This is a genomic window from Sphingomonas sp. BL-S-28, from assembly GCF_055521515.1.
This window is the reverse complement of record NZ_CM145484.1, coordinates 3,388,102-3,410,580: the sequence shown is the minus strand read 5'-3', so window position 1 is coordinate 3,410,580 and position 22,479 is coordinate 3,388,102. Positions and strand designations below refer to the sequence as shown.

23 protein-coding genes are annotated in these 22,479 nt (G+C 64.7%); 14 read left to right on the top strand and 9 right to left on the bottom strand.

Features of this window, described 5'->3' with window-relative positions; genetic code table 11:
* The first annotated feature begins 44 nt into the window (after positions 1 to 44).
* From proB to ACZ1JC_RS24620, 3 genes are all read left to right on the top strand, one after another.
* On the top strand, positions 45 to 1,193 hold the full coding sequence (gene proB / locus ACZ1JC_RS24630) for a glutamate 5-kinase (protein WP_465137665.1): 1,149 nt from the start codon (positions 45 to 47) through the stop codon (positions 1,191 to 1,193).
* On the top strand, positions 1,190 to 2,128 hold the full coding sequence (locus tag ACZ1JC_RS24625) for an NAD-dependent epimerase/dehydratase family protein (protein WP_465137666.1): 939 nt from the start codon (positions 1,190 to 1,192) through the stop codon (positions 2,126 to 2,128). Before proB ends, ACZ1JC_RS24625 begins: the two co-directional genes overlap by 4 nt.
* Before the next feature lie 196 nt (positions 2,129 to 2,324).
* The gene (locus ACZ1JC_RS24620) at positions 2,325 to 4,277 is read left to right on the top strand and encodes a methyl-accepting chemotaxis protein (RefSeq protein ID WP_465137667.1); all 1,953 of its coding nucleotides are present in this window, start codon (positions 2,325 to 2,327) and stop codon (positions 4,275 to 4,277) included.
* Here ACZ1JC_RS24620 and fahA read toward each other — a convergent pair.
* A complete protein-coding gene (gene fahA / locus ACZ1JC_RS24615; protein WP_465137668.1) occupies positions 4,216 to 5,517 on the bottom strand; it encodes a fumarylacetoacetase in 1,302 nt (433 codons plus the stop codon). The two genes, ACZ1JC_RS24620 and fahA, sit on opposite strands and share 62 nt — an antisense overlap.
* A 69-nt stretch (positions 5,518 to 5,586) precedes the next feature.
* Positions 5,587 to 6,063 carry a TonB family protein gene (locus ACZ1JC_RS24610; RefSeq protein WP_465137669.1) on the bottom strand — a complete coding sequence of 159 codons (477 nt, stop codon included), beginning with the start codon at positions 6,061 to 6,063 and terminating at the stop codon, positions 5,587 to 5,589.
* A gap of 430 nt (positions 6,064 to 6,493) precedes the next feature.
* On the opposite strand from ACZ1JC_RS24610, the gene ACZ1JC_RS24605 reads away from it, so the two are divergent.
* The 4 genes from ACZ1JC_RS24605 to ACZ1JC_RS24590 all read left to right on the top strand — a co-directional run bounded on the left by ACZ1JC_RS24605 (position 6,494) and on the right by ACZ1JC_RS24590 (position 9,025).
* Positions 6,494 to 6,763 (top strand): GlsB/YeaQ/YmgE family stress response membrane protein, encoded by a 270-nt coding sequence (locus ACZ1JC_RS24605; protein ID WP_395394026.1) that lies wholly within the window; start codon positions 6,494 to 6,496, stop codon positions 6,761 to 6,763.
* Positions 6,764 to 6,844: 81 nt separating this feature from the next.
* Positions 6,845 to 7,132 carry a hypothetical protein gene (locus ACZ1JC_RS24600; protein ID WP_465137670.1) on the top strand — a complete coding sequence of 96 codons (288 nt, stop codon included), beginning with the start codon at positions 6,845 to 6,847 and terminating at the stop codon, positions 7,130 to 7,132.
* Between the two features lie 284 nt (positions 7,133 to 7,416).
* A complete protein-coding gene (locus ACZ1JC_RS24595) occupies positions 7,417 to 8,019 on the top strand; it encodes a superoxide dismutase (protein WP_465137671.1) in 603 nt (200 codons plus the stop codon).
* Between the two features lie 79 nt (positions 8,020 to 8,098).
* Positions 8,099 to 9,025, top strand: coding sequence for an NAD(P)-dependent oxidoreductase (locus tag ACZ1JC_RS24590; protein ID WP_465137672.1), 927 nt, complete (start codon positions 8,099 to 8,101; stop codon positions 9,023 to 9,025).
* A gap of 35 nt (positions 9,026 to 9,060) precedes the next feature.
* Here ACZ1JC_RS24590 and ACZ1JC_RS24585 read toward each other — a convergent pair whose 3' ends face one another.
* The 3 genes from ACZ1JC_RS24585 to ACZ1JC_RS24575 form a co-directional block, all read right to left on the bottom strand.
* Positions 9,061 to 9,840 carry an SDR family oxidoreductase gene (locus ACZ1JC_RS24585; protein ID WP_465137673.1) on the bottom strand — a complete coding sequence of 260 codons (780 nt, stop codon included), beginning with the start codon at positions 9,838 to 9,840 and terminating at the stop codon, positions 9,061 to 9,063.
* Between the two features lie 139 nt (positions 9,841 to 9,979).
* Positions 9,980 to 10,525, bottom strand: coding sequence for a sigma-70 family RNA polymerase sigma factor (locus ACZ1JC_RS24580; RefSeq protein WP_465137674.1), 546 nt, complete (start codon positions 10,523 to 10,525; stop codon positions 9,980 to 9,982).
* Complete coding sequence (locus ACZ1JC_RS24575) at positions 10,518 to 10,781, bottom strand: NepR family anti-sigma factor (RefSeq protein WP_465137675.1); 264 nt, start codon at positions 10,779 to 10,781, stop codon at positions 10,518 to 10,520. Before ACZ1JC_RS24575 ends, ACZ1JC_RS24580 begins: the two co-directional genes overlap by 8 nt.
* A gap of 367 nt (positions 10,782 to 11,148) precedes the next feature.
* Here ACZ1JC_RS24575 and ACZ1JC_RS24570 point away from each other — a divergent pair, with 367 nt between their 5' ends.
* Together ACZ1JC_RS24570 and ACZ1JC_RS24565 are read left to right on the top strand one after the other, a co-directional pair.
* Positions 11,149 to 12,810: a CHASE domain-containing protein gene (locus ACZ1JC_RS24570; RefSeq protein WP_465137676.1), complete on the top strand. Its 1,662-nt coding sequence runs from the start codon at positions 11,149 to 11,151 to the stop codon at positions 12,808 to 12,810.
* A gap of 131 nt (positions 12,811 to 12,941) precedes the next feature.
* Complete coding sequence (locus ACZ1JC_RS24565; RefSeq protein WP_465137677.1) at positions 12,942 to 13,313, top strand: PilZ domain-containing protein; 372 nt, start codon at positions 12,942 to 12,944, stop codon at positions 13,311 to 13,313.
* 59 nt (positions 13,314 to 13,372) lie between these two features.
* On the opposite strand, the gene ACZ1JC_RS24560 is transcribed toward ACZ1JC_RS24565, so the two are convergent.
* Positions 13,373 to 14,173 carry a response regulator gene (locus ACZ1JC_RS24560; RefSeq protein WP_465137678.1) on the bottom strand — a complete coding sequence of 267 codons (801 nt, stop codon included), beginning with the start codon at positions 14,171 to 14,173 and terminating at the stop codon, positions 13,373 to 13,375.
* Positions 14,174 to 14,655: 482 nt separating this feature from the next.
* Here ACZ1JC_RS24560 and ACZ1JC_RS24555 point away from each other — a divergent pair, with 482 nt between their 5' ends.
* The 3 genes from ACZ1JC_RS24555 (at position 14,656) to ACZ1JC_RS24545 (ending at position 16,299) form a co-directional block, all read left to right on the top strand.
* Positions 14,656 to 15,330 carry a sigma-70 family RNA polymerase sigma factor gene (locus ACZ1JC_RS24555; RefSeq protein WP_465137679.1) on the top strand — a complete coding sequence of 225 codons (675 nt, stop codon included), beginning with the start codon at positions 14,656 to 14,658 and terminating at the stop codon, positions 15,328 to 15,330.
* A 25-nt stretch (positions 15,331 to 15,355) separates the two neighbouring features.
* The gene (locus ACZ1JC_RS24550; protein ID WP_465148464.1) at positions 15,356 to 15,799 is read left to right on the top strand and encodes a response regulator; all 444 of its coding nucleotides are present in this window, start codon (positions 15,356 to 15,358) and stop codon (positions 15,797 to 15,799) included.
* Positions 15,800 to 15,906: 107 nt separating this feature from the next.
* Entirely contained in the window at positions 15,907 to 16,299 is a 393-nt protein-coding gene (locus ACZ1JC_RS24545) for a DUF2501 domain-containing protein (RefSeq protein ID WP_465137680.1), read from the top strand.
* A 117-nt stretch (positions 16,300 to 16,416) separates the two neighbouring features.
* Here the strand turns inward: ACZ1JC_RS24545 and ACZ1JC_RS24540 are convergent, their stop codons facing one another.
* Positions 16,417 to 16,881, bottom strand: coding sequence for a pyridoxamine 5'-phosphate oxidase family protein (locus ACZ1JC_RS24540; protein WP_465137681.1), 465 nt, complete (start codon positions 16,879 to 16,881; stop codon positions 16,417 to 16,419).
* 152 nt (positions 16,882 to 17,033) lie between these two features.
* A complete protein-coding gene (locus tag ACZ1JC_RS24535) occupies positions 17,034 to 17,516 on the bottom strand; it encodes a hemerythrin domain-containing protein (RefSeq protein ID WP_465137682.1) in 483 nt (160 codons plus the stop codon).
* 134 nt (positions 17,517 to 17,650) lie between these two features.
* Between ACZ1JC_RS24535 and ACZ1JC_RS24530 the strand changes: the two genes are divergently transcribed.
* The gene (locus tag ACZ1JC_RS24530) at positions 17,651 to 18,649 is read left to right on the top strand and encodes a DNA topoisomerase IB (protein ID WP_465138500.1); all 999 of its coding nucleotides are present in this window, start codon (positions 17,651 to 17,653) and stop codon (positions 18,647 to 18,649) included.
* Between the two features lie 34 nt (positions 18,650 to 18,683).
* On the opposite strand, the gene ACZ1JC_RS24525 is transcribed toward ACZ1JC_RS24530, so the two are convergent.
* Positions 18,684 to 21,287 (bottom strand): HWE histidine kinase domain-containing protein, encoded by a 2,604-nt coding sequence (locus ACZ1JC_RS24525; protein ID WP_465137683.1) that lies wholly within the window; start codon positions 21,285 to 21,287, stop codon positions 18,684 to 18,686.
* Positions 21,288 to 21,710: 423 nt separating this feature from the next.
* Here ACZ1JC_RS24525 and ACZ1JC_RS24520 point away from each other — a divergent pair, with 423 nt between their 5' ends.
* The gene (locus tag ACZ1JC_RS24520; protein ID WP_465137684.1) at positions 21,711 to 22,442 is read left to right on the top strand and encodes a Crp/Fnr family transcriptional regulator; all 732 of its coding nucleotides are present in this window, start codon (positions 21,711 to 21,713) and stop codon (positions 22,440 to 22,442) included.
* Positions 22,443 to 22,479 lie beyond the last annotated feature (37 nt).

Genomic DNA, 22,479 nt, shown 5'->3' with positions numbered 1-22,479 from the left:
AGCGCTTTTCAGCGCGCGGCATTTCTCCTAGAGGCTAGCCGCAAATGCCCATCGCACGCCTGACAGACCTTGCCGATCCCAGCTTGTGCCCCCGCCTTGTCGTCAAGGTGGGCTCCGCCTTGCTTGTGGGAACCGGCGGCGTTCGCCGCGCCTGGCTGACGGCTCTGGTGGAAGAGATCGCCGCCGCGCGCAGCCGCGGGCAGCAGGTCATCGTTGTCTCATCCGGCGCGATCGCGCTGGGGGCGGCGACTTTGGGGCTGGAAAAGGGCGGGCGCGGATCGCTGGCCGATGCGCAGGCCAGCGCCGCCGTGGGGCAGATCGCGCTGTCCGGCCTCTGGGCCGAACTTCTCGGCACGCATGGCCTTACCGCCGCGCAGATGCTGCTGACGCTGGAAGACCTTGAGGAGCGCCGCCGTTACCTGAACGTAACCGCCACGCTCGGCCGTCTGCTCGATGCGGGCGCGGTGCCGGTGATCAACGAAAACGATTCGGTGGCGACCGAGGAAATCCGCTTCGGCGACAACGATCGCCTTGCCGCGCGCGTCGCCCAGGCGGCGCAGGCAAGCGCAGTGGTGCTGCTTTCCGATATCGACGGGCTTTACGATCGCCATCCCAAGCTGCCCGGCGCGGCGATGATCCCGGTGGTGGAAGGCATCACCCCGGCAGTGCGCGCGATGGCCAGTGCGGAATCGAATTCCGGCATGGGTTCGGGCGGGATGATTTCCAAGCTTCAGGCGGCCGAGATTGCCGAACTGGCCGGAATCGCCATGGTGATCGGCAATGGACAGGTGGAGCGGCCGATCGAACGGATCGTTTCCGGCAACGTCGGCACGCTGTTCCTGCCGTTGGGTAAAGCCGGCGCACGCAAGGCCTGGCTGGGCGGGCGCCTGCGGCTTACCGGCACGATCCACGTCGACGACGGTGCGGCGGCGGCCCTGCTGCGCGGCTCCAGCCTGCTGGCCAAGGGCGTTACCGCGGTGGACGGCGCGTTCGAGCGCGGCGACGCGATTGCCGTTACCGACGCGCGCGGCCACGTGATCGCGCACGGCCTGTCCGAATATGCCGCGGGGGAATGCGCGGCGATCAAGGGGCTTCATTCGAGCGAACAGGCAGCCGTGCTTGGCTATTCCCCGCGCTCGTCCGTGGTCCACCGCGACCAGATGGTACTGAAGGCCCGACCGGAAAGAGCATGAACCAGAGCGACCGTCCCGTAATCGCGCTTACCGGCGCCACCGGCTTCGTCGGCCAATCCGTGATCGAGGAGGCGGTGCGCGCCGGCTATCACGTGCGCGCGCTTACCCGGCGCGAGCAGGGGCCGAACCCGCTGCTCGATCCGCATGTCACCTGGGTGCGCGGCGAACTGCGCGATACCGCATCGCTCTCGCTATTGACGCGCGGGGCGGAGGCGATCGTCCATGTCGCCGGCGTGGTCAACGCGCCCGATGCCGCCGGGTTCGAGGCGGGCAACGTCGCCGGCACGCTGAACCTGATCGAGACGGCGGTGGTGAAGGGCATTGCCCGGTTCATCTACGTTTCGTCGCTCTCCGCGCGCGAGCCGCAGCTTTCGGCCTATGGCGCCTCCAAGGCGCGGGCGGAAAAGCTGGTCATGGCCAGTCCGCTGGAATGGACGATCGTGCGTCCGCCAGCGATCTATGGCCCGCGCGACAAGGAAATGTTCGAACTGTTCCGCGCCGCCCGCTGGGGCGTGGTGCCGGTGCCCGGGCACGGCCGCGCGTCGATGATCCATGTCGAGGATCTGGCGCGGCTGCTGGTGGCGCTGGTGCCGGCGGGCGAGCCTGTCACCGGCCGCATCGTGGAGCCCGACGATGGCCGACCGAACGGCTGGAGCCATGCCGAAACGGCGCGCGCCATCGGTATCGCCGTGGGCAAGCGCGTGCGCGTCGTCGGCCTTTCGCGCGGCGTGCTGATGATGGTGGCCAAGGCCGACAACTTCCTGCGCGGCGCCAATGCCAAGATGACGCCCGATCGCGCTTCCTATTTCAGCCATCCCGACTGGGTGGTGGGTGCAGAGGCGCGCGTGCCCGAAACCTTGTGGCAACCCCGGATCGCCACCGAGGACGGGCTGCGCGCCACCGCCGAATGGTATCGCGGCGAAGGCTGGCTCTAGTTTACGCCCTGGAGCGGTTTGCGATCCGATTGCATCGGATCAACCGCTCCAAGCGTCTGGTTTGCCGCATTTTCGAGTCATCAGGTGATTCCACCTGATTGGAAATGCTCTGATCCGGAGCAACGCTTAGTCCACCTGCATCCCGATCTTCACGCCGCGCCTCTACCGCAGGCGGTGGCAGTGAAAGGGTTCAGGGATGGATTTCGCGTCCGGGCAGGGCAGCGGCTGGCTGCGACGGCAATCGATCAGGCGCCGGCTGTCGATACAGGCGATGGTCGCGGTTGCCTTGGGGCTGTGCCTGGTTGCGACGGCGGTCGTCGGTTCGGTGGAATCGCTGCGCATCAACGCCCTAGACGACAGGACATCGGATCAGGCGCTCTATGCCGTTCTGCTGGAAAAGGACTTCGCCTCGCTCGAACGCGATGTGTTTCGCCATGCCCTGATCGGCACTACGGCGACGGAGCAGGGCTGGAAGGGCAATGCCCGCGATCTGGCTTCGTCGATGGCGCAGACCCGCAAGCGGTTGGAGCCGGACGAGATCGCACCGTTCGAGCGAATGTCCGGGCTGGCGAAGGGCTATGACGAAACCGTTGCGGCCGCCTTTGCCGGGCCGAAGCCGTCGCCGGAGGTGCTCGCCGGGATCACCGCGCATGGCAGCGAGGTCGACGATGCCATCGAGAAGATCCGCGCCCCGGCCATTGCGCGCAGCGACACGATCGCGGCGGACCAGCGTGCAGTGTTGCTGTGGATCATGGCGATCACGGTCGGCCTGGCGGTGGCTTCTGGCGTGATTTCCTATCTGTTTGCCCGTGCAATCCGATCCAGCATCAGCGAGGAACTGGGCAGCCTGTGCCGGACCATCGCCGATATCGAGGCGGGCCAGTTCAATCTGCACATTCCCTATCGGGAGCGGGACGACGAGATCGGCGATCTCGCCCGTGCCGCTGCACGCTTGCGCGAAGCGCTGGCAGCGCGGGCGCAGGCGAATGCCGAGACGGGCGAGATGATCGAACTGGTCGGCGATCGGCTGAAAGGCATGGCGGGCGGCGATCTCACTGTCGAACTGCCGCCGCTGGCTCCGGCCTATGGCGGGTTGCGGGACGATTTCAACGTCACCGCGTCGCGGCTTCGGCAGGCGATGCAGTCGGTGGCCGCGTCGACCCAGACTATCCGCGCCGGGGCAGGGGAAATCAGCCATGCGTCGGACGACTTGGCGCGCCGTACCGAACTCCATGCCACAGAGATCGGCACGACTGCCCAGGCCGTGCGCGAATTGTCGCAAGCGCTGCAAGTGACGGCAGACGGCGCGGCAGAGGCCCGGCGCGGCGTCGATGCGGCGGTAAGTGAGGCCCGGCGGGGCGGCGCAGTGGTAGGGCAGGCGGTGGGCGCGATGGCGCAGATCGAAGGGTCTACGGCGGAGATCGGCAGCATTATCGCGGTGATCGACGCCATTGCCTTCCAAACCAACCTGCTGGCGCTCAACGCCGGTGTGGAGGCTGCGCGTGCGGGGGAGGCGGGCAAGGGTTTCGCCGTGGTGGCGACGGAGGTTCGCGCTCTGGCGCAGCGATCGGCCGATGCGGCGAAGGACATTCGTCGGTTGATAGAGGCGAGTTCCGCACAAGTTTCCGCCGGAGCCGACATGGTGCGGCGGACGGGTCAGGCGCTGGACGCGATCATTGCCCGGATCGACACCGCGACCGATGTCGTCACCCGGATTGCGCAGGACTCCTCCGTGCAGGCCGAACGTTTGCGCCAGACGGAAAATACCGTCGGCCAGATGGACGTGGTGACCCAGCAGAACGCCGCTATGGTAGAGCAGGCGACGGCCGCTGCGCGCAGTCTTGCTGCGGAGGCGGACAGGCTGGCCGATCTGGTGGTGGGTTCCGGATCGGCGAGGGCAGCGTGGTGGCGTTCGCCGCACCGCGCCGGGCGCTTCCCGGCCGGGTGCTTGCGGGCGGCGCCTTCGCGGCTTCCACCCCGCAATCGGCACCGATGCCGCGTGCCGTCCTGCCGCCTCCATCAGCCTCGGCAGCGGCGCTTGCGCCGTCCGACGAGGCTGACTGGTCGGAGTTCTAGGGCTTTCCCCCCTATCCCTGGATCACGCCGATGCAGGGACCAAACCCGATCGACACCGCACCTTCGGCATTGAAGCGGCCGGCGAGGGTCAGTTCGTCGCCATCTTCCAGGAAGGTGCGGGTTTCGCCCGTAGGCAGGGTGATGGGCTGGCGACCGGCGCGGGTGATCTCCATCAGGCTGCCCTGCGTGCCGTCTTCGGGGCCGGAGATCGTGCCGGTGCCCAGCAGGTCCCCCGTATTCATTGCACAGCCGTTCGATGCGTGATGGGTCACCATCTGGGCGACGGTCCAGTACATGTTTGCGGCAGGGCCGTGGCTCAGGCGCAGCGGGGCCATGCCGGCTTGGCGCATTTTGGCGGTGGAGAGGAAAACTTCCAGTTCCAGCGAGAACGCGCCCTCTGCCTGATCCGCGTCATCCCAAAGATAGGGCAGCGGCCGGGGATCGCCGGCCGGGCGCGGCGGCTGCGCGGCGCGGAACGGGGCGAGTGCCTCCATCGTCACCAGCCAGGGGGAGACGGTGGTGAGGAAGCTCTTGGACAGGAACGGCCCCAGCGGCTGGTATTCCCATGCCTGCACATCGCGGGCGGACCAGTCGTTGAGCAGGGTCAGGCCGGCCACATGGTTCAGGGCCTGCGCGATCGGGATCGGCTGGCCCAGTTCGTTGCCCGAGCCCATCCACACGCCCACTTCCAACTCGTAGTCGAGCCGCTTGATCGGTCCGAACGAGGGGCCCTCGGCGTCGGGCGCCTTGGTCTGGCCTTGCGGACGGATCACCGGCGCACCGCTGGGGCGCACGGTGGAAGCGCGGCCGTGATAGCCGATGGGCACGTGCTTGTAGTTGGGCAGCAGCGGATTGTCGGGCCGGAACAGCGTGCCGATATTGGTCGCGTGGTGGATGCCCACGTAGAAGTCTGTGTAGTCGCCAATGCGGGCGGGCAAGTGCAGCGTGGCTTCGTTCATCGGCACCAGCAGGGGCTCCACGGCCTCGCGCTCTGCCGCGCCTTCTGCGAGCAATGCCGAAACGCGGTGGCGCAGTGCCGTGCGCGGGCCGGTGCCCATCGCCAGCAGCGCGTTCAGGCTATCGCCCGATGCCGCCTGCGCTGCGGCGAGTGCCTCGCCCTCAAGCAGGCCGGTTTGCGCCAGGGCGGCGAGGTCGAGAATCCAGTCGCCAATCGCCACGCCGCCGCGCGGCGTTTCATCGGGGCGGGAAAACACGCCCAGCGGCAGGTTCTGGATCGGGAAATCGCGATGGCTGTTGGCGCTTTCCACCCAGGAACGCAGCGCGGGCGCGTGGGTGCGGTCGACGGGGGGCATGGGTTTCCTCTCTTTCGCGATTATTCGTGCAGCGTCTGTAGCCGCTGGATCCGGCAAGGTCACGGCCATTCAATCAGATTGTTGCGCCGTGTTATTCCATCCTTGCGTCTCGGTCATGACGAATGGGACCGGATGGCCCGATGCATCACGGGCCGGGCGGAAGCGAAACCGGCGGGAAATATGGTCGCAAGTGGCGGCGTCGAGATCGGGTCGGCCGCTGGAGGTGATCACCGTGCAACCGCTGACCAGTCCATCGATGCCGATGCGATAACGCACGGTGATCTCGGCGCCCGCCCGGGCCTTGCGCAAGTCCGGGGGCAAATCCGAATAGAGCATGCGTCCCGAAACCTGCCGAGGCTGGGTGGCGACGCCGGCGTTGACGCCCCCGTCCGCACCGCCGCCATCTCCCCCGCCCCCGCCCGATCCATGGCCGCTCCCCCCGGCGCCGCTTCCCGTGCCCGTCGATCCCGTGCCGCCGGTTCCGACCACGGGCGCGGTGGTGATGGGCGGCGAAGGAGCCAGCACAAGCGGCGCTGCGGGGGCCACGACCGGCGCGCCCCTGGCACCCACAGGGGCCGATGGCGCCGGAGCTGCCTTGGATCCGCTATGCCGGGCTGGTGCTGGCGGCAGAGGAGGAGGTGGTGGAGGTGGCGGCGGAGAGGCTTCCGGCACGGTAACGATCGCCACCAGCGCCGCATCGGCACCGACGGGGGGCATTCGCAGGGTAAGCCCATGCAGCAAACCCACGAATCCTGCCGCAACGACCGCCGCCGATGCCAAAGCCGCAATGGGGTTATGCGATCTGTCGCGCGGCTGCCTCATACCCGATGGAACAAGTTGCCGACCCAATTGGTTTCGCCGGGTTCGCCAATTGCTGAAGTCCGTCCGAATACGACAAAATGTTGCAGGCGTGCAGGAACCGCCGCTTCGCCAGCCCGTTATCCTGATCACTACGACCCATTACGGAGATGCAACAATGACTCTTCTTCTCATTCTGGTGGTCGGCGGCGTAATCGGCTGGCTCGCTTCGATCCTGATGCGCACCGATGCGCAGCAAGGGCTTTTCCTCAACGTCGTCGTCGGCGTCGTGGGCGCGCTGATTGCAGGCGTTCTGATCACCCCGCTGATCGGCGGCGCACCGATTACCAGCGGCGCGTTCGATATCATGTCGCTGTTCGCCTCGTTCCTGGGTGCGGTGATCCTGCTGGCGATCGTCAACCTCTTCCGCCGCGGCTCAATCCGCTGAGTCCAACGGTGACCGGAGAGGGCCCGGCTCTCAGGAGCGAACCCTCTCCGGAGCGATAAACAGGGAAAGGATGCAAAGCCTATGAAACCGATCCGTATGACCGCCGCCGTCGCGGCGATTGCTGCCGCCTCGCTGGGCCTTGCCGCCTGCAACAACAAGGCGGACGACGCTACCGAGAAGCAGGCCGACGCGGTGGAGCAGTCGTCCGATAATGCGGCCGATGCCATGCACGACCAGGCCGACCAGATGACCGGCGCCGCAGCCGATGCCATGGACGCCAAGGCGGATGCCGTCGAAAAGGCGGGTGAGGCCAAGTCCGATGCGCTGGAAAACAAGGCGGACAACGAGACTGCCCAGCACCCGCAATAAAGCGATTGCGGTGATGCCGGGCGCCGGGCTTCCATCGGAAGTATCGGGCCAAATGGGCAACGGAAAGGATGGCGGCCATGCCGCCATCCTTTGTCGTTTTCGCGGTGCAACGGGGGCTTTGCACGGTGCCTTCGTTTTGCCCGACAATCCGTGCTTGAATTGTCGGGCAATAAGACAGACATAGCCGGCGACCCGTTTGATGAGTCCACCGCCGTTTGCCGGCGCGCGGGGGACGGCCAGATGATCTGAACCACGTTCTCGATAACCGAAACAGGAAGACAGCCATGACCATTTCCCTGATGCCGCTGCCCTATGCGCAGGACGCTCTCGAACCGCATATCTCGGCCAAGACGCTGGAAATCCACCACGGCGCCCACCACAAGACCTATGTCGACAAGCTGAACGCGGCCATCGAAGGCACGCCCAACGCCGACAAGTCGGTTGAGGAAATCACCAAGTCGGCATCAGGCCCGATGTTCAACAACGCGGCGCAGATCTGGAACCACGGTTTCTACTGGTACTCGATGAGCCCGACCAAGACCGCGCCGAGCGGCGCGCTGGCCGCTGCCATCGAAAAGGATTTCGGTTCGCTCGACGCGCTACTGGAAGCGCTTTCGAACGAAGCGGTGAACCACTTCGCTTCGGGCTGGGCCTGGCTGGTCGTCGACGGCGGCACGCTCAAGGTGATCTCGACCCATGACGCCGGCTGCCCGATCACCACCGATGTGAACCCGCTGCTGACCATCGATGTGTGGGAGCACGCCTACTACATCGACCAGATGAACAAGCGCCCGGCCTATGTGAAGGCCGTGCTTGAGAACCTGATCAACTGGGACTTCGCGGGCGAGAACTTCGACCGTGGCACGGCCTGGACCTACCCGGCGTAAGCCAAGCCTCGTCGCAGGTTTTTGAAAGGGTCGGGTCGCCACGGGCGGTCCGGCCCTTTCGCATTTTCCGGATCAAGCGGTGAGGGCAGGGGCGATCCTGCGCTCATCGCTTGCTTCCCCTCAAAAGGACATTTCTGACATGGATATCGGATTCATCGGGCTGGGCGCGATGGGTAGCGCGATGGCGCGCAATCTGGCGAAGGCAGGGCACCGTGTGCGGGCGTGGAACCGCTCGGGCGGCACGGTGGAGGGTGTGGACATGGTTTCCACCCCGGCGGAAGCTTTCGCCAGCGACGTGGTGTTGACGATGCTTTCGGAAGACGGCGCGATCCGTGACGTCCTGCTGGACAGCGGCGTGCTGGACGGGGCGCCGCAGGGCGTGGTCCATCTCGTCTGCTCGACCATCTCGGTCGCCTTCGCGCGTGAACTGGTGGAGCGGCACGAAGCGGCGGGCGTGGGCTACCTGTCGGCCCCGGTTCTGGGCCGGCCGGACGTGGCGGCGGCAGGGCAGCTCAACGTGATCCTTGGCGGCCCCTCCGCCCTTCGCGGCGGGCTCGATCCCGTCTTCGCGGCAATCGCCGGCAAAGTGTGGGACATGGGCGAGGAAGCGCCGCGCGCCAATGCCGCCAAGATTGCCTGCAACATGCTGATCACCATGGCCATCGAAGGCATGGCCGAGGCTGTCGTGCTGACCGAGGGGCTGGGCGTGGAGCGTGAAGCGCTGTTCGACCTGCTGACCGGTACGCTGTTCGGTGGTCGCATCTACCAGAACTATTCGGGCATCATTGCAGAGGGCAAGTACGAGCCCGGCTTCAAGGCGACCCTGGGCCTCAAGGATTTGCGTCTTGCCAAGGAACTCGCGGCCGAGACGGCGCCGGGCACGCAGGGCCACCTGCCGATGCTTGATGCCGTGCATGCCCAGATGGGTGCGACGGTGGAGGGCGGCTATGCCGCGCGTGACTGGGCCTCGATGGCGGATTTCACGATCGAACAGGCCAGGGGCTGATCGTTCAGATCAGCCCGGCATAGGCGCCTGATCGTTCAGATCAGGCCGGCATAGGCGCCGCCGTCCAGTGCCAGGTGCTGGCCGGAGATAAATCCGGCCTGCGCCGCGCACAGGAAGGCGCAGGCATCTCCGAACTCGCTTGGATCGCCGATGCGCCCTGCCGGGCCGCGTCGGCCGATCCGGGCGAAGGCTTCCTCGATATCGATCCCTTCGGCGGCGGACCGGCGCCGGGCCAGTTCCATCAGCCGATCGGTGCGAAAGGGGCCGGGCAGCAGGTTGTTGATCGTCACGTTGTCCGCCACGCATTCGGCCTGCGCGGACTTGGTCATCGCCATAAGCCCGGCGCGCGCGGCGACCGACAGGCCCATGTCTATCGTCGGCGATTTCACTTGGGCGGAAGTGATGTTGACCACGCGCCCGAAGCGACGCGCGCGCATGCCCGGCAGCACCGCGCGCATCATTTCGATCGGCGCGATCATGTTGGCGGCAACCGCGGCCTCCCAGTCGGCCGGTTCCAGATCCGCGAGCCGGCCCGAGCGGGGGCCGTGGTTGTTGTTGACCAGGATGTCGGGATCGGGACAGGCGGCGAGCAGGGCGGCGCGGCCTTCGGCACGGCTCATGTCCCCGACCACGCGATGGACCTGCGCGCCGGTGGCGGCGGCGATGTGGTCGGCGGCTTCGTCCAGCCGCCCTGTATCGCGGCCGTTGATCCACACTTCCACGCCCTCGCGCGCCAGCGAGGTGGCACAGGCAAGCCCCAGCCCGCGTGAGGATGCGCAGACGATCGCCTTGCGTCCCGATATGCCGAGATCCATGCTCTTGCTCCCCTATGTCAGGCGCTCGGCCTAAGCGGGCGGCCTAGGCGGGCGGCTAGGTGCAAGCAAGCGCGGGAAAGAGCCACTGCAAAAATCGAATGGCACGCCGCAGCAGTTCGATCGACTGCTGCGGCGCACGCTATTCCGGCCGGCGTGCTTTCGTGGCGATCTGTTCGGGATCACCGTCCAACAGGCGAGCCAGATCGCCGCGTGCGCGGGCGACGCGGCTTTTCATCGTGCCGATCGGGCAGCCGGCAATTTCAGCGGCTTCCTCATAGCTGAAACCCGAAGCACCGACCAGAAGCACGGCTTCGCGCCGCTCCGGGGCCAGCTTTTGCAGGGCCGTCTCCATATCGCCAAGGTGCAGGGGGCTTTCCTGATCGGCCTCCATCACCAGCAGACGCTCGGCCGTGCCCTCGTCCAGGTCGGTCTGGCGGCGGCTCTTGCGCAGTTCCGACAGGTAATGATTGCGCAGGATGGCGAAAGTCCAGGCCCGCATATTGGTGCCGGGCGTATAGCGATCGCGCGCCGTCCACGCCTTGATCAGCGCTTCCTGCACCAGATCGTCGGCAAAATCGGGCCTGCCCGAAAGCCCGCGGGCAAAGGCGCGCAAGTGCGGCAGCACGCCCAGCAATTCAGTGCGAAAGGCCTGCTCGGCGGGCGAGACGCGCAGCCGGTCAGTCATCGTCGCTTCCATCGAGCTTTCGGAGGAGATCCGTAAAGCTGTCCGGAAGCGGCTCTTCAACCACGGAGTTGTACAGCTTTCTCAGCCCCTTGGCCCAGCCAGGCTCGCCCGGCCCGGCTCCGGCCGGGGCGGTTCCGCCGACGCTGCCGGTCATGCCACCTTCGGCGCCAAGACCGATGGCGCGCGGCGCATCGGGGGCGGTTTCCGGTGGCATTCCGGGCTCGTCCGGCTTGCCTTGTTCTGGAGGCTGATTCAATGCAAACTCCCTTTCGAACTGCGCACTTGCGTGCAGAGCGGTATGCGGTCAAGACCGCTTTCCCGCCTGCCGGCCTGGAAAACTGCTTGCCGGGCATGATCGGTCCGTCCTGCGCGCCGAACCGAGGATGCGGGACGTCTCGCCAGCCGAAGCGCCGTCCGGGCGAGACGATGGCATTTCCGCAAATCTGAACGTCGTGAACGGATCATGAAGGGCAAGCATCGTTTTGGCTGGAACAAACCGCCCCGCTCATGGTTCCCTGACATGCGATGACTTGCCAGATGCGCCCCCGGGTATTCCTTTCACATTGTCGTTTGCGCCGCGCACGCTTATCGGGAACCGGATTTGAAACTGCGGGGATTTCCGGGTGATTGACCAGGCTCTGCTGGACAGGGTCCAGAAGCAAGCGTGGTTTCACAAGTATCCGCGCGGGTGGCCCTTCCTGCTCTTCGTGATCGCGTCGATCACGACGGCGGTGTCGGTCATGGCCATCGAGCGGGCGGATCGCCAGACCCGCCGCGTGGAGCTGGACCGCAACCTTACCGAGATCGCATCGGCGCTGGAGCGCCGGGTGACCGAGAATATCGCCCTGCTGCGGGCGGGCGGGGCCTTGTTCGCCAGCCAGCAGGATGTCAGCGAGGAGCAGTTCCGCGCCTTTGCTCAGGATCTGCAGGGCAAGGGTAATCTCTACGGTTCGTTGGGTATGGGCTGGGCTCCGCTGGTGCCGGTGGACCATCTTTCCGAACTGGAGGTGGCTATCCAGGAAAGGCGAGACCCCGATTGGCTGGTCCACCCGCGCCCCGGCGTCGGGCAGGAATATGCGACGCCGATCGTCTATCTCGAACCGCAGGACACTGCCAACCGGACGGCGATGGCCTATGACATGTTCTCCGATCCCACGCGCAGGGCGGCGATGGAGCGGGCGATGGCGCTGGGCAAGCCGGTGGCTTCCGGCAAGGTGCAGCTTGTGCAGGACATGGGCAAGCCGGCGACGGCGGGGTTCCTGATCTACATGCCGATCATAGTCGGCGGTGCCGGCCACCGGCAGGTGAAGGGTTTCGTCTATAGCCCGTTCCGTGCCGAACAATTCCTGACATCGGCATCCGAACTCTATCGCAACGACCAGATCGACGTGGCGGTCTATGACGGTTCGGTAGCACCAGAGAACCTGTTGGCGGAGCGGCAGACCGATGGGCTGACCGGGCCGGCGATGGAGCGCAAGATCGACGTGGGAAGCCATGTCTGGGTGGTGGCGATCAGCGATCGCAAAGTGGGGCTGCTGTCCACCGCATCGCGGATCACGCTGTTCTTCGGGGCGCTCACCTCGCTGATGGTCATGGCGATCGGACGCTTCATCACGCGCCGCGCGGCGGAGGATCGGCGCGTGCTGGAATGGCTGCAGGGGCAGGCGGCGATCCGCAATTCGCTGACCCGCGAACTCAACCACCGCGTGAAGAACACGCTGGCCAACGTTCTGTCGATCGCCGCGCTCACGCGCCGACGGGCGACCGATATCGACGATTTCACCGACAGCCTGACCGCGCGCATTCGCGCCCTGTCGGCCACGCACGACCTGCTTTCGCAGTCGGACTGGCGGCACGCGGCGCTGGGCGATGTGGTCCGCTCCGAGCTTGCTCCCTACATGGAAGGCAGCGAGCGGCATGTCGAAATGTCGGGGCCCGACATCAAGCTGGCCCCCAACGATGCGATGTCGCTGGGGCTGGCGATCCATGAACTGGCCACCAACGCCGCCAAGTACGGCGCGCTGACGCGGGCCGAGGGGCGGATCCACGTCAACTGGTCGATCGTTACGCCGGAACTCGCGGTGGTTCACTGGCGCGAAGAAGGCGGGCCGCTAGTGAGCGAGCCAGCAAAGCGCGGCTTCGGCCGCGACCTGATCGAAAAGATCGTGGCGCACGAGTTGAAGGCGGACGTGGACCTGGCATTCCTGCCCGCCGGGGTGGAGTGCCGCCTGAAAGTGCCGGTTCGTTCCAGCCGTGAATTCGCGCTTCGCAATGAGCGTCGATAACGGGACGCCCGGCGCGCGGAATAGAGCAATGCTACGCGGTTTTGCGGGCCTCGTTCTTTCGTATTATTTCACTCTTATTTAAGTGAACGGCCTGTAATCCGTCCCCGAAGAGTTCTTCGGGGGGTCAAGTCATGGATTCGCGTGCCTGGAACCGGCATATCGTGGAAAAGAAGGTCGAGTGCCGCGTCGGGGAGCGGATCGGCAGCGTTTTCCTCTACAACCTCTCGGTCGGCGGTGGGATGCTCGACGTCGCGCAACTGCCGATGACGGTGGGGGACGCGGTCGAAGTTTCCTTCGGCGGCATTCAGCGGAGCAGCGGGTTGGTGGTATGGGCGCACGACGGCTGCGCCGGCGTTCGCTTCGATACGCCGCTTCATGAAGCGGTGGTCCGCCATCTGGGCTTCAATCCGCCCGAACTCGATTTTGAGGCGCAGGCTCCGCGTGACCGGTTCGGCAGGGTGCTGCCCCCGATCGACGCGGGTGAACGTCCGGCGCTGTACTGAAAAGATCGGGAAATCCGCAAGCGACGGATTTCCCGATGGATGTCAGGCCCCGGTGGATGTCAGGCCAAAGTGCGGCCCGGCGCGAAGAACAGCGCCTGGCTGATCGCCGCACGCACCGTGGCTTCCTGGAACGGCTTGGTGACGAGGTAGGTCGGCTCCGGCCGTTCACCGGTCAGCAGGCGTTCCGGATAGGCGGTAATGAAGATCACCGGCACGTCGCCGAAGCGCAACAGATCTTCCACTGCATCGATCCCCGAACTGCCGTCGGCCAGCTGGATATCGGCCAGCACCAGCCCGGCAGGGCTCCGCTCGAAGATCTGCAACGCCTGGGCGTGCGTGGCAGCGGTGCCGACCACATTGTGGCCAAGCTCAGTCACCAGGCCTTCCAGTTGCATCGAAATCAGCGGCTCATCCTCGATGATCAGCACGTCGGTCGTGCTTTCGCTTTCGATTTCGATCACCGCCTGCATGACCAGCGCATCCACCTCTTCCGGCGTGACCCCCAGGATGGCGGCCGTCTCTTCGCGAGAGAATTCTTCCACGGTGGTCAGCAGCAGGGCCTGCCGATGCGTCGGCGCAACGCGGGCGAGCCGCGTCTGTGCCGCCTGTTCGGCGCCTTCCACGTCGGCGGAAAGCAGCGGTGAGGGATCCTCGACATGCCCGGTCGCCCAGATGCGGGTGAAGCCGGCGTAAAGTGCGGCGCGGCTCTGGGCGATCTCCTCGCGCAACGCGCGGTCCGCAAGCGCGGCTTCCAGCGTGGTGCGGACATAGGCGTCGCCCGAATGCTGAGAGCCGGTCAGCGCACGCGCGTAGCGGCGCAGGTAGGGCAGTTGGGCTGCGATCTGGTCAGAGACGGACATCGAAATTCCTCGGCTCCTGGAACAATGGTTCCCGTTGTATTCTTACCCGGCGAAACCGGTTTTGCACCCCGACCACGTTGCAATGTCTGGCAACCGTGGGAGGGCAGGGCAACATCAAAATTTTTTTCGCGCGGCGCTTCGTGACGGGAACCAACCAAACGTTTGCACGTTTCACGGACATCACCACTGGCTCCCCCACCCCCCGCAAACCGGTGGTGATCCGATCCCGAAGGCCTCCGTTCACCGAAAGAAGTGAACGGAGGCCTCAATCGTTTTGCGGCATGCTTGTTCCCACGCTCTGCGTATTTTTTCGCATATCTGCCTTTTCGGCTCGGTGGTGCCGGTGCGTCGGTCCGGTGCTCTTGTGCGACAGGGTGGCTTGCATTTGCGTCTTTCCGGGAACTTTCCGCAAGTTGGCTGCGTTACCCCGTCACTGATCCCGGCTTGCTCCGGGGTGGGCGGATAAAATGGAGGGTATCGCGATGGCTGGAACGATCGAAGCAGGGGCCGAAACTGAGACGCATCACGAGGCGTCGGTAAAGGCTGCTCCGGTGGCTCGCCTCAACGACCGCGACTTCAAGCGTGCGCTCGCAGAAGTGGCGCCGCACCTGCGTGCATTTGCGCGCGGCCTGTGCGGCTGCCGCGATCGCGCGGACGATCTTGCGCAGGAAACCATGCTGCGCGCCTGGGCTGCACGCGATCGCTACGCGGCCGGCACCAATTTCAAGGCCTGGACGTTCACGATCCTGCGCAATCATTTCTATAGCGAGGCGCGCCGCGCCCGCTTCCATGGCGATTACGACGAGGTTGCGGCCGAACGCATCCTTTGCGCAGAAGCCAGCCAGGAAAGCAGCGTGGAATTGGCCGATGTGCTGCGCGCGCTGACCACCATTCCCGAGACTTATCGGGAGGCCCTGATCCTGGTGGCCGCCGGCAACCTTTCCTATGAGGAAATCGCACGGATCTGCGGCATTGCGCTTGGTACGGTGAAGAGCCGCATCTGCCGGGCCCGCGCCATGCTGGCCAAAGTTCTCGAATCCGGACAGCTCCCGGATTTCCGTCACAATTTTGTCTTGACCGGAGACGCCGTGGATGCCTTCTTCGAAGAGCTGGTCAGGATCGCCAACGTCGACGAGGATGCCGAACTCGCCGCATGACAAGGAATGCCGTGTCTTGGGCCAGATGATTTCAGGGGGGGCTGCGTTGGAAGTCACGGGGGCAGCCAAAGTTCTCATCGTAGAGGATGAATTTCTGGTGGCACTGCAACTGGAAGACATCCTTTCCGATGGCGGGCACGAAGTGCTGGGCACTTATCCCGATGCAGCTTCGATTGCATCGCTGGGCGAGGCTCCGGACGTCGCACTGATCGATCTCAACTTGCGCGACGGATTGACAGGTCCGGCGATTGCCAGGGAGATCGCGGTGAAGTTCGGGTCTCGGGTGATTTATGTCACTGCGAACCCCGGACAGATCGATAGTCCGGCACCCACTGCGGTGGGTGTGGTGCAGAAGCCATTCTCACGCGAGGCGATACTCAATGCGGTAGCCTATGCGCTGGCGGGTTGTCCCGAAGCAGGGCGGCCTCGCGAACTGGAGCCATTGCAGCAGCTGCAGCAGCGCGCCTGAAAGGCGGTTCCAGTGCGTCTGACGTCGAGAAACGGTTGCCATTGCCTGGCGATGCAGTGATAGCAAAGATTGTGGGGGGCTTTCCACTTCCGTGACGGGAGTTGCCCATGAAGCCGTTCAAAAATCGTCGCGCGATCGCGCTCATTCCGATTTCCCTTGTGACCATCATGGCGATGGCCACCGCAACGCAAAGTTCGGGTCAGATCCCTGGGGTCTCTTCTGCCTTGCCCGATGTGTCCTCGATCGGGGGCAGCAACGCGGCCGGCGTCCTGTCCTACTGCGCGAAGAACAAGCTTATCGATCAGGTGCAGGGCAATTCGGTCTATTCCGCGCTCAGCAAGAAGCCCGATGTTGCACAGGATAGTCCAAGCTACACCTCCGGCGCTGCCGGCAATATTCTCGGCAGCGACGGCAAGACTTTCTCGCTGGACAAGGCGCCGAAGCAGGTTCGACAGAAGGCCTGCGACATGGTGTTGAAGCAGTCCAAGTCACTTCTCTAGAAACCCGTGCCAAACCATAGACCGTCCGGAAATTTGCGAATGCGCGAATTTCCGGACGGTCTGTTTGCGCAAGTCGGTCTTGGGCAGGACGGTTTGGAACTAACGGGATAAGTAAGTTCAGACCACGCCGGTCTCGTGTTCGCCCACCCTGGCCGGATCGATCGTGCCGCCGGTGGCCAGCCTGAACAGGCCCTTCAAGCCGATGTCCATGGTCCAGACTTCCGCATCGTCCACCTCGAAACGCAGCATGACCACGTTGGGGTCGTGTCTGCCGCCAGGAAACCAGCTTTCTACCGCGTTATTCCAATGCTTCTCGCGCGCGGCGGGGTCGGTTTCGGGGACCAGCGTCCCGGCCACACAGGCGAAAACTTCGTGGCCCAGCGTAACGACCTGAGCCATGGCGCGGCCGCCTTTGCCGATGCGATTGTCTCGCCGGCAAACGAACCAGACCGCGTGATGGGCTTCCTTGTCGAGCAGGGCCGTCATCGGTTCAGCATGTCCGGGGGAATTTTCCAGCCGGATCATGGCTACTGGGCTGATTGCAAAAGCTTTCCAGAACGTTTCGCGCACATTGTGATCCATGACGGTCTCCTCTCGGTCATAAATCAAACGCCGCGAAGACTAGGGGCGTTCCCGGATTACAGGGGGCCGGGAAGAAAAGGTCATGGTAATTCCCCGCGCGTCAAACGTGGAAAGCCGGCGTAGACTTCTGTTTGTCAGGCGGCGGGTCTTTTTTATTCGCGTGCGTCGCCGGGCAGTTCGGTAACCGCGGCTTCCAGTTCGCGTGGCTTGCGGGTTGCGAACTGCTTGGCCATGTGGCGTTCCTCCTCAGCCGAAAGGGCCTTTGCGGCGGTGGGGAACATGTCTTCCTCCTCCTCGTCGATGTGGTGGAGGTAGCGGTGGCGCATCTCCTTGAACTTCACCAGCCAGCCGGGCGAACTCATTTCGGTTTGAACCAGTTCGCCCAGGAAATCGTCGATTTCCTTGTGTTCGGAAACCGAATGGCGTGCATCGTCGCGAAGGTCCGGCTTGGCCAGCATCGTGGCGTAGAGCGTCTCCTCCTCAGCCGCCGCATGGGCCTGAAGTTCGCGGCGTAGCGCCTCGAACTGGGCGCGGCGTTCGGGGCTGTCGCCATGGGTTTCGCCCAATTGCTCCAGCATCTGGCGCTGGCGGTCGTGATCCTGCTTCAGAACCTTGAAGATGCGGGCATCGGCCATGTGTCTCTATCCTTCGGATGCTGCGTATGGCGGTGAAACGGGCGGGCACGCCGCAAGGTTTCCGGATCGGAGACAACCACGGGGCGATTGGTGCGTTTGCATCGGGCAAACGACAAGAAAGCACGATCACGCCGATGCCGCGCCTCAGCTTTGCCGATCCCGACACGCCCGGAATTACGCGCAGTCGCACGCGAGCGGGCAAATGGGCCTATTTTGGCCCCGACGGGGCGCGGATCACCAACCGGGATGAAATCGACCGCCTGAACCGCATCGCGCTGCCGCCCGCCTATGTCGATTGCTGGTTCTCGCCTCTGGCCGAAGTGCATCTGCTGGCGACCGGATTCGATGCGCGCGGGCGAAAGCAGTATCGTTATCATCCCGATTGGCGTGCGGACCGCGATGCTCGCAAGTTCGATCGCTGCGCACCGTTCGGGCGCGCCTTGCCGGCGCTGCGGGAACGCGTCGCCCGCGATCTGGCGGGGCATGGCCTGTGCCGCGAACGCGCCGTAGCCTCGATCGTGGCATTGCTGGATGCCGAGGCGATCCGCATCGGCAACGAACGCTATGCCGCGACCAACAAGAGTTTCGGCGCGACCACGCTTCGCACGCGCCATGCCACGCTTCAGGGCCGCAAGCTGCGCCTGCGGTTTCGTGGCAAGCATGGCAAGCTGCGTGAAGTGGTCAGTGCCGATCGTGCGCTGGTGTCCTGCGTGCGGCGTATGCAGGACCTGCCGGGCCAGCACTTGTTCCAGTACCTTGATGACGAAGGCTGCGCGATCCCGGTCGGATCGCAGGATGTGAACGCCTACTTGCACGAAACGATGGGGGAGGAATTCTCCGCCAAGGATTTCCGCACTTTCGCGGCCAGCACGATCGCTTTTGCACGCCTGTGGGAGCAGCCGGGATCGCATCTGAAAACGGTGCTGGAAGAAGTGGCCGATCGGCTTGGCAACACCCCCGCGATTGCGCGCAAGTCTTACGTCCACCCGGCCTTGATCGCCTTCGTGCGCAAGGACGATCCCGTGCCCGAACTGCCCGCGCGGCTGCCCCGCCGGACCCAATGGCTGACGCGTGAGGAGCGGGGCCTGATCGCTTTCCTAGAGGGCGCTCCACCGGCCGCCAGTTGGGGATAGGCGGGCCTCCCGAAGCTGGATGCGAACCGGCGGACTATCGTTCCGCCAGCTGCGCCAGTGCGGCCTTGATGTCGCGCAGGCCGTAAGGTTTGGTCACGATCGGCACATCGGCAAAGGTTTCCGCCAGCGCCGATCGTTCGCCATAGCCGCTGGCGAAGATGAAGGGTGTTTTCCTGTCGCGCAGCGCATGGGCAACGTCCTCGCTGGTGTGCTTGCCCAGATTGACGTCAAGCATCGCGAAGGAAATCTCTCCTGTCGCCACGAGGGCCAGCGCATCGGCCACGGTGCCGGCAATCCGGCAATCATCGAAGCCCAATTCGCGCAGCGCGTCTTCCGCTTCCATGGCGATAATCACATTATCCTCCACCACCAGCGCGGCGCCGTTGTGCACGGCCGCATCGAACTTGGCCGTATGGACGGTTTCGACACGCGGGCGGCCGGTGGCCTGCGTCGGCGTTTCGAACGCGGCAATATGTTCGGCAGGTAGCAGGAACCTTGCGCAGAGACCGGATTCCGGAAATTCCACCGTAGCCGATCCTGAAAGTTCGTGCGGGATCGTGCGTTCGATGATCGTCGATCCGAAACCGCGTCGGGTGGGCGGCGCCACCTCAGGGCCATCCGTTTCGCGCCAGTCTATTTCCAGTGCGCCGTCGTCATCCCGGCAAAGTTTGACCATCACGGTTCCGCGCGGCACGGACAGTGCGCCATATTTTACCGAGTTGGTCGTCAGTTCATGGAACACCAGGGCCAGCGTGGTGAATGCCCCAGGCGCGATCAGTGCGTCAGGGCCTTCGATCACTATTCTATCCATGCTGCTGCCGCTGTCGGGGCCGGCATAGGCGGCGGCCTCGGTCCGGATCAGTTCATAGAGCGAGGATGGCGTCCAGTCCTTCAGCGTAACCTGATCGTGGGCGCGAGCCAGCGCATGGATGCGGCTGCCGACGATATCGGCAAATTCGTCGATGGAGTGCGCCCCTTCGCGGCTTTGCGTCACCAGCCCGCGAATAAGATTGAGGATGTTGCGCACCCGGTGGTTCAGCTCGGCGATCAGCATGTCCTGCTGGCGATTGGCTCTCTCGCGTTCTGCATGGGCGGCATCGGCCAGCCGCAGGACCACCTCCAGCAGGGTGACGCGCAGCGATTCCGCGGCTTGGATCTCGTCCGCGCTCCACGCTCGGCACTGGCCGCGGCGCTCTTCCTTCCAGATCTCGAAACTTTTGCGGGGCGTGAGGCGCGGGCCATTGGGGCCGAGTTCCATCGCCTTTTCCGGATTTCCCGCCCAGTTGACCTCGCGCAGCTGTTCCCGCCGGAACAGCACGATGTAGTCCCTTGGCGTACGGCTGACGGGCAGGGCCAACAGGCCGGCCGCCTTGTCCGCCCATTCGTCGGCTGGTTCGAACAGGCGGGCAATCGTGTCGGTAGACCAGATCGTGCTGGCGCCTGCGGTGTTGAGAAACCTTGCAAGTTCCCGAAACTGCGCTTCATCCGGCGTGGCTCCGCGGGAAACGAAACGCCCGTCCACCCAGCCGATTACGCCGTCGAAGGGGATGACGCGGCCGATCGCCTCTCCGAAATCTTCGAACGCCTCAAGCAGCGATCCGCCGCCGGCGACGCGCGCCATGATCTCGTCATGCAAACGTACCGAAGCGGATCGGCGGTCCAACGTGAAATCGGTTTCCTTCTGCTCCAGCAGATAGGCGAAGAACTCGCCGAACAGTTCGCTGGCCGTGCGTGCGGAATAGGAGAGGGTAAGCGGCGCATAATGATGGCATGCCATCAGGCCCCACAACTTGCCCCGGCGCATGATCGAAACCGACATGGAGGCCTTCACCCCCATGTTGCGCAAGTATTCGATATGGATCGGCGAAACCGCGCGGAGGCCGGACATCGAAAGATCCAGCGGATCGCCGCTGGGGCCGGTGGCCGGGTAGATCGGCACGGTAGGATCGTCGATATCCGAAATGATGCGCAGCAAGTTGCGCGAATAGAGGCGGCGTGCCTGTGCCGGAATGTCAGAGGCGGGGAAATGCAGGCCCTGGAAACTGTCCACCATGCCGTTCAGGCTTTCGGCGATCACCTCGCCCGCGCCATCGGCATCGAATCGGTAGATCATGACCCGGTCGAACCCGGTCAAGGCACGCAAGTGACGCGCCGCGCTGGCGCAGAGCTTTTCGAGCGATGGCGCTTCGCGCAGGCGCTCTATCATCGGCCGTACATAGCTGACGAAATCGCGGCGGCGGCCTGCCTCACGCGGTTCGATCTCCAGCACATAGGATCGGCCGGAAACGTGGAGCGCCAGGTCGAACAGCCGTCCATCGCCAACAAGGTCCACCTCGAACACGCGCTCGACGCCGGCACCGCCGCCCAGCACCTGCACGCGGGAGCGGACGTCATGCATTGCGCTGGGCGAAAGGAACTGAACGGCAGGCATCCCGATCATCGCATGGGGGTCCTGCCCGAACAGGTCGGCGCAGTTGAGCGAGACGTGGTTGACGATCCAGTCGCTGGAAAACGAGACGAGCCAGCCAAAGCTCTGGATTCTGCCGATCACGTGGATCGGCTCCAGCGCGCAGGTGTCCAGACTGACCGTGTTGCCGGACATTTCGCCGCCGTCAGCCATCAAGGTGCGTTCTGTCATCCCGCCCGGCATCGGTGAGCCCAGGCATCGTGAAACTGGCGTGTCCGGTCATCTTGTCCTCGGTTCGCATCGGCTACTCGCTCTGGGGCGGAAGGCTCTGATTCACAATAAGATATATCGGAGCGCTTCGGCCATTCCAGACACCGCCCCTCCAGCGCCTGTCAACTCTCCCCACGACCCTGTGTTCCCGATTAACACGTGTTCGGCAATCGGCCCACACATTGGCCGCACATCGAAACCGCGCGCCTGGTTCGGACCAGCTGCCGCGGCGAAATACGGTCTTAGCAATCCGAAGTGGAACCGTCTGTTCACATGTGCACGGAACCGGAGCGGTTTTGTGGGGTTGTCTGGCTCGTGAGGGGCCGGCGGCTGGCAAAAGTAGCCAGAAGCGCGGTCCGGTGAACAGATTTCGGGATTTCACGAATGGATGTACAGATCGTTCAGGAAGACAGCGATCTACTCCGGGCGCTTCGTCCGGGGGACCGGGGGCTGCTGGACCCCCACCTCGTCGACGTCAGGATGGCGGCTGGAGAAGTGATCTACCGGCCGGGTGATCAGGTGGAATATTGCTACCTCCCGCGCGGGGCTGCGGTCTGTTCCTACTTCATCGAACTGGACAACGGGATCGAGGTGGAAACCATCCTCGTCGGCCGCGAAGGGGCGCTTGGCGGGGTGGTGAGCATGGGCCACCTTCCGGCCTATGCCCGTTCCGGTGTGCTCCATGCCGGGCGGTTCTGGCGCATTCCCACGCGCCAACTGGAAGAGATCAAGGACCGATCACCCGCCGTGGCCAACCTTTTCGCCCGTTATGCCGATTGCGTGATGGCTCAGGTGTTCCAGTCGATCGCCTGCAATGCGGTGCACACCATCGAACAGCGCGCCGCGCGCTGGCTGGGTGCCGCCGTGGACCGCATCGGGTGCGATGATGTGACGATGACGCAGGAGCAGCTTGCATCGATGATGGGCATCGGCCGCAGTTACGCCAGCCGCGTACTGCAGCGTTTCAAGCGCGACGGCCTGTTGCGCACGCGGCGCGGCGGCATCACCGTGCTCGATCGCGGCGGGCTGGCGAGCAAGGCCTGTTCGTGCAATGCGCAAGTGCGCAATCATTTCGACCGCGTGCTGGCGGGGGTATACCCGCGCGAAGCGGGATAGCCCGTAAACTCGCAGCCGGCGGCATCGGCCGTGGCTT

Coding starts and splice junctions, on each gene's coding strand:
- ACZ1JC_RS24565 (WP_465137677.1), top strand. CDS start 12,942: ATGGATTCGCGTGCCTGGAACCGGCATATCGTGGAAAAGAAGGTCGAG.
- ACZ1JC_RS24550 (WP_465148464.1), top strand. CDS start 15,356: ATGATTTCAGGGGGGGCTGCGTTGGAAGTCACGGGGGCAGCCAAAGTT.
- ACZ1JC_RS24580 (WP_465137674.1), bottom strand. CDS start 10,525: ATGACTGACCGGCTGCGCGTCTCGCCCGCCGAGCAGGCCTTTCGCACT.
- fahA (WP_465137668.1), bottom strand. CDS start 5,517: ATGCCCCCCGTCGACCGCACCCACGCGCCCGCGCTGCGTTCCTGGGTG.
- ACZ1JC_RS24560 (WP_465137678.1), bottom strand. CDS start 14,173: ATGTCCGTCTCTGACCAGATCGCAGCCCAACTGCCCTACCTGCGCCGC.
- ACZ1JC_RS24540 (WP_465137681.1), bottom strand. CDS start 16,881: ATGGATCACAATGTGCGCGAAACGTTCTGGAAAGCTTTTGCAATCAGC.
- ACZ1JC_RS24520 (WP_465137684.1), top strand. CDS start 21,711: ATGGATGTACAGATCGTTCAGGAAGACAGCGATCTACTCCGGGCGCTT.
- ACZ1JC_RS24530 (WP_465138500.1), top strand. CDS start 17,651: ATGCCGCGCCTCAGCTTTGCCGATCCCGACACGCCCGGAATTACGCGC.
- ACZ1JC_RS24535 (WP_465137682.1), bottom strand. CDS start 17,516: ATGGCCGATGCCCGCATCTTCAAGGTTCTGAAGCAGGATCACGACCGC.
- ACZ1JC_RS24595 (WP_465137671.1), top strand. CDS start 7,417: ATGACCATTTCCCTGATGCCGCTGCCCTATGCGCAGGACGCTCTCGAA.
- ACZ1JC_RS24525 (WP_465137683.1), bottom strand. CDS start 21,287: ATGACAGAACGCACCTTGATGGCTGACGGCGGCGAAATGTCCGGCAAC.
- ACZ1JC_RS24605 (WP_395394026.1), top strand. CDS start 6,494: ATGACTCTTCTTCTCATTCTGGTGGTCGGCGGCGTAATCGGCTGGCTC.
- ACZ1JC_RS24600 (WP_465137670.1), top strand. CDS start 6,845: ATGAAACCGATCCGTATGACCGCCGCCGTCGCGGCGATTGCTGCCGCC.
- proB (WP_465137665.1), top strand. CDS start 45: ATGCCCATCGCACGCCTGACAGACCTTGCCGATCCCAGCTTGTGCCCC.
- ACZ1JC_RS24620 (WP_465137667.1), top strand. CDS start 2,325: ATGGATTTCGCGTCCGGGCAGGGCAGCGGCTGGCTGCGACGGCAATCG.
- ACZ1JC_RS24555 (WP_465137679.1), top strand. CDS start 14,656: ATGGCTGGAACGATCGAAGCAGGGGCCGAAACTGAGACGCATCACGAG.
- ACZ1JC_RS24625 (WP_465137666.1), top strand. CDS start 1,190: ATGAACCAGAGCGACCGTCCCGTAATCGCGCTTACCGGCGCCACCGGC.
- ACZ1JC_RS24585 (WP_465137673.1), bottom strand. CDS start 9,840: ATGGATCTCGGCATATCGGGACGCAAGGCGATCGTCTGCGCATCCTCA.
- ACZ1JC_RS24545 (WP_465137680.1), top strand. CDS start 15,907: ATGAAGCCGTTCAAAAATCGTCGCGCGATCGCGCTCATTCCGATTTCC.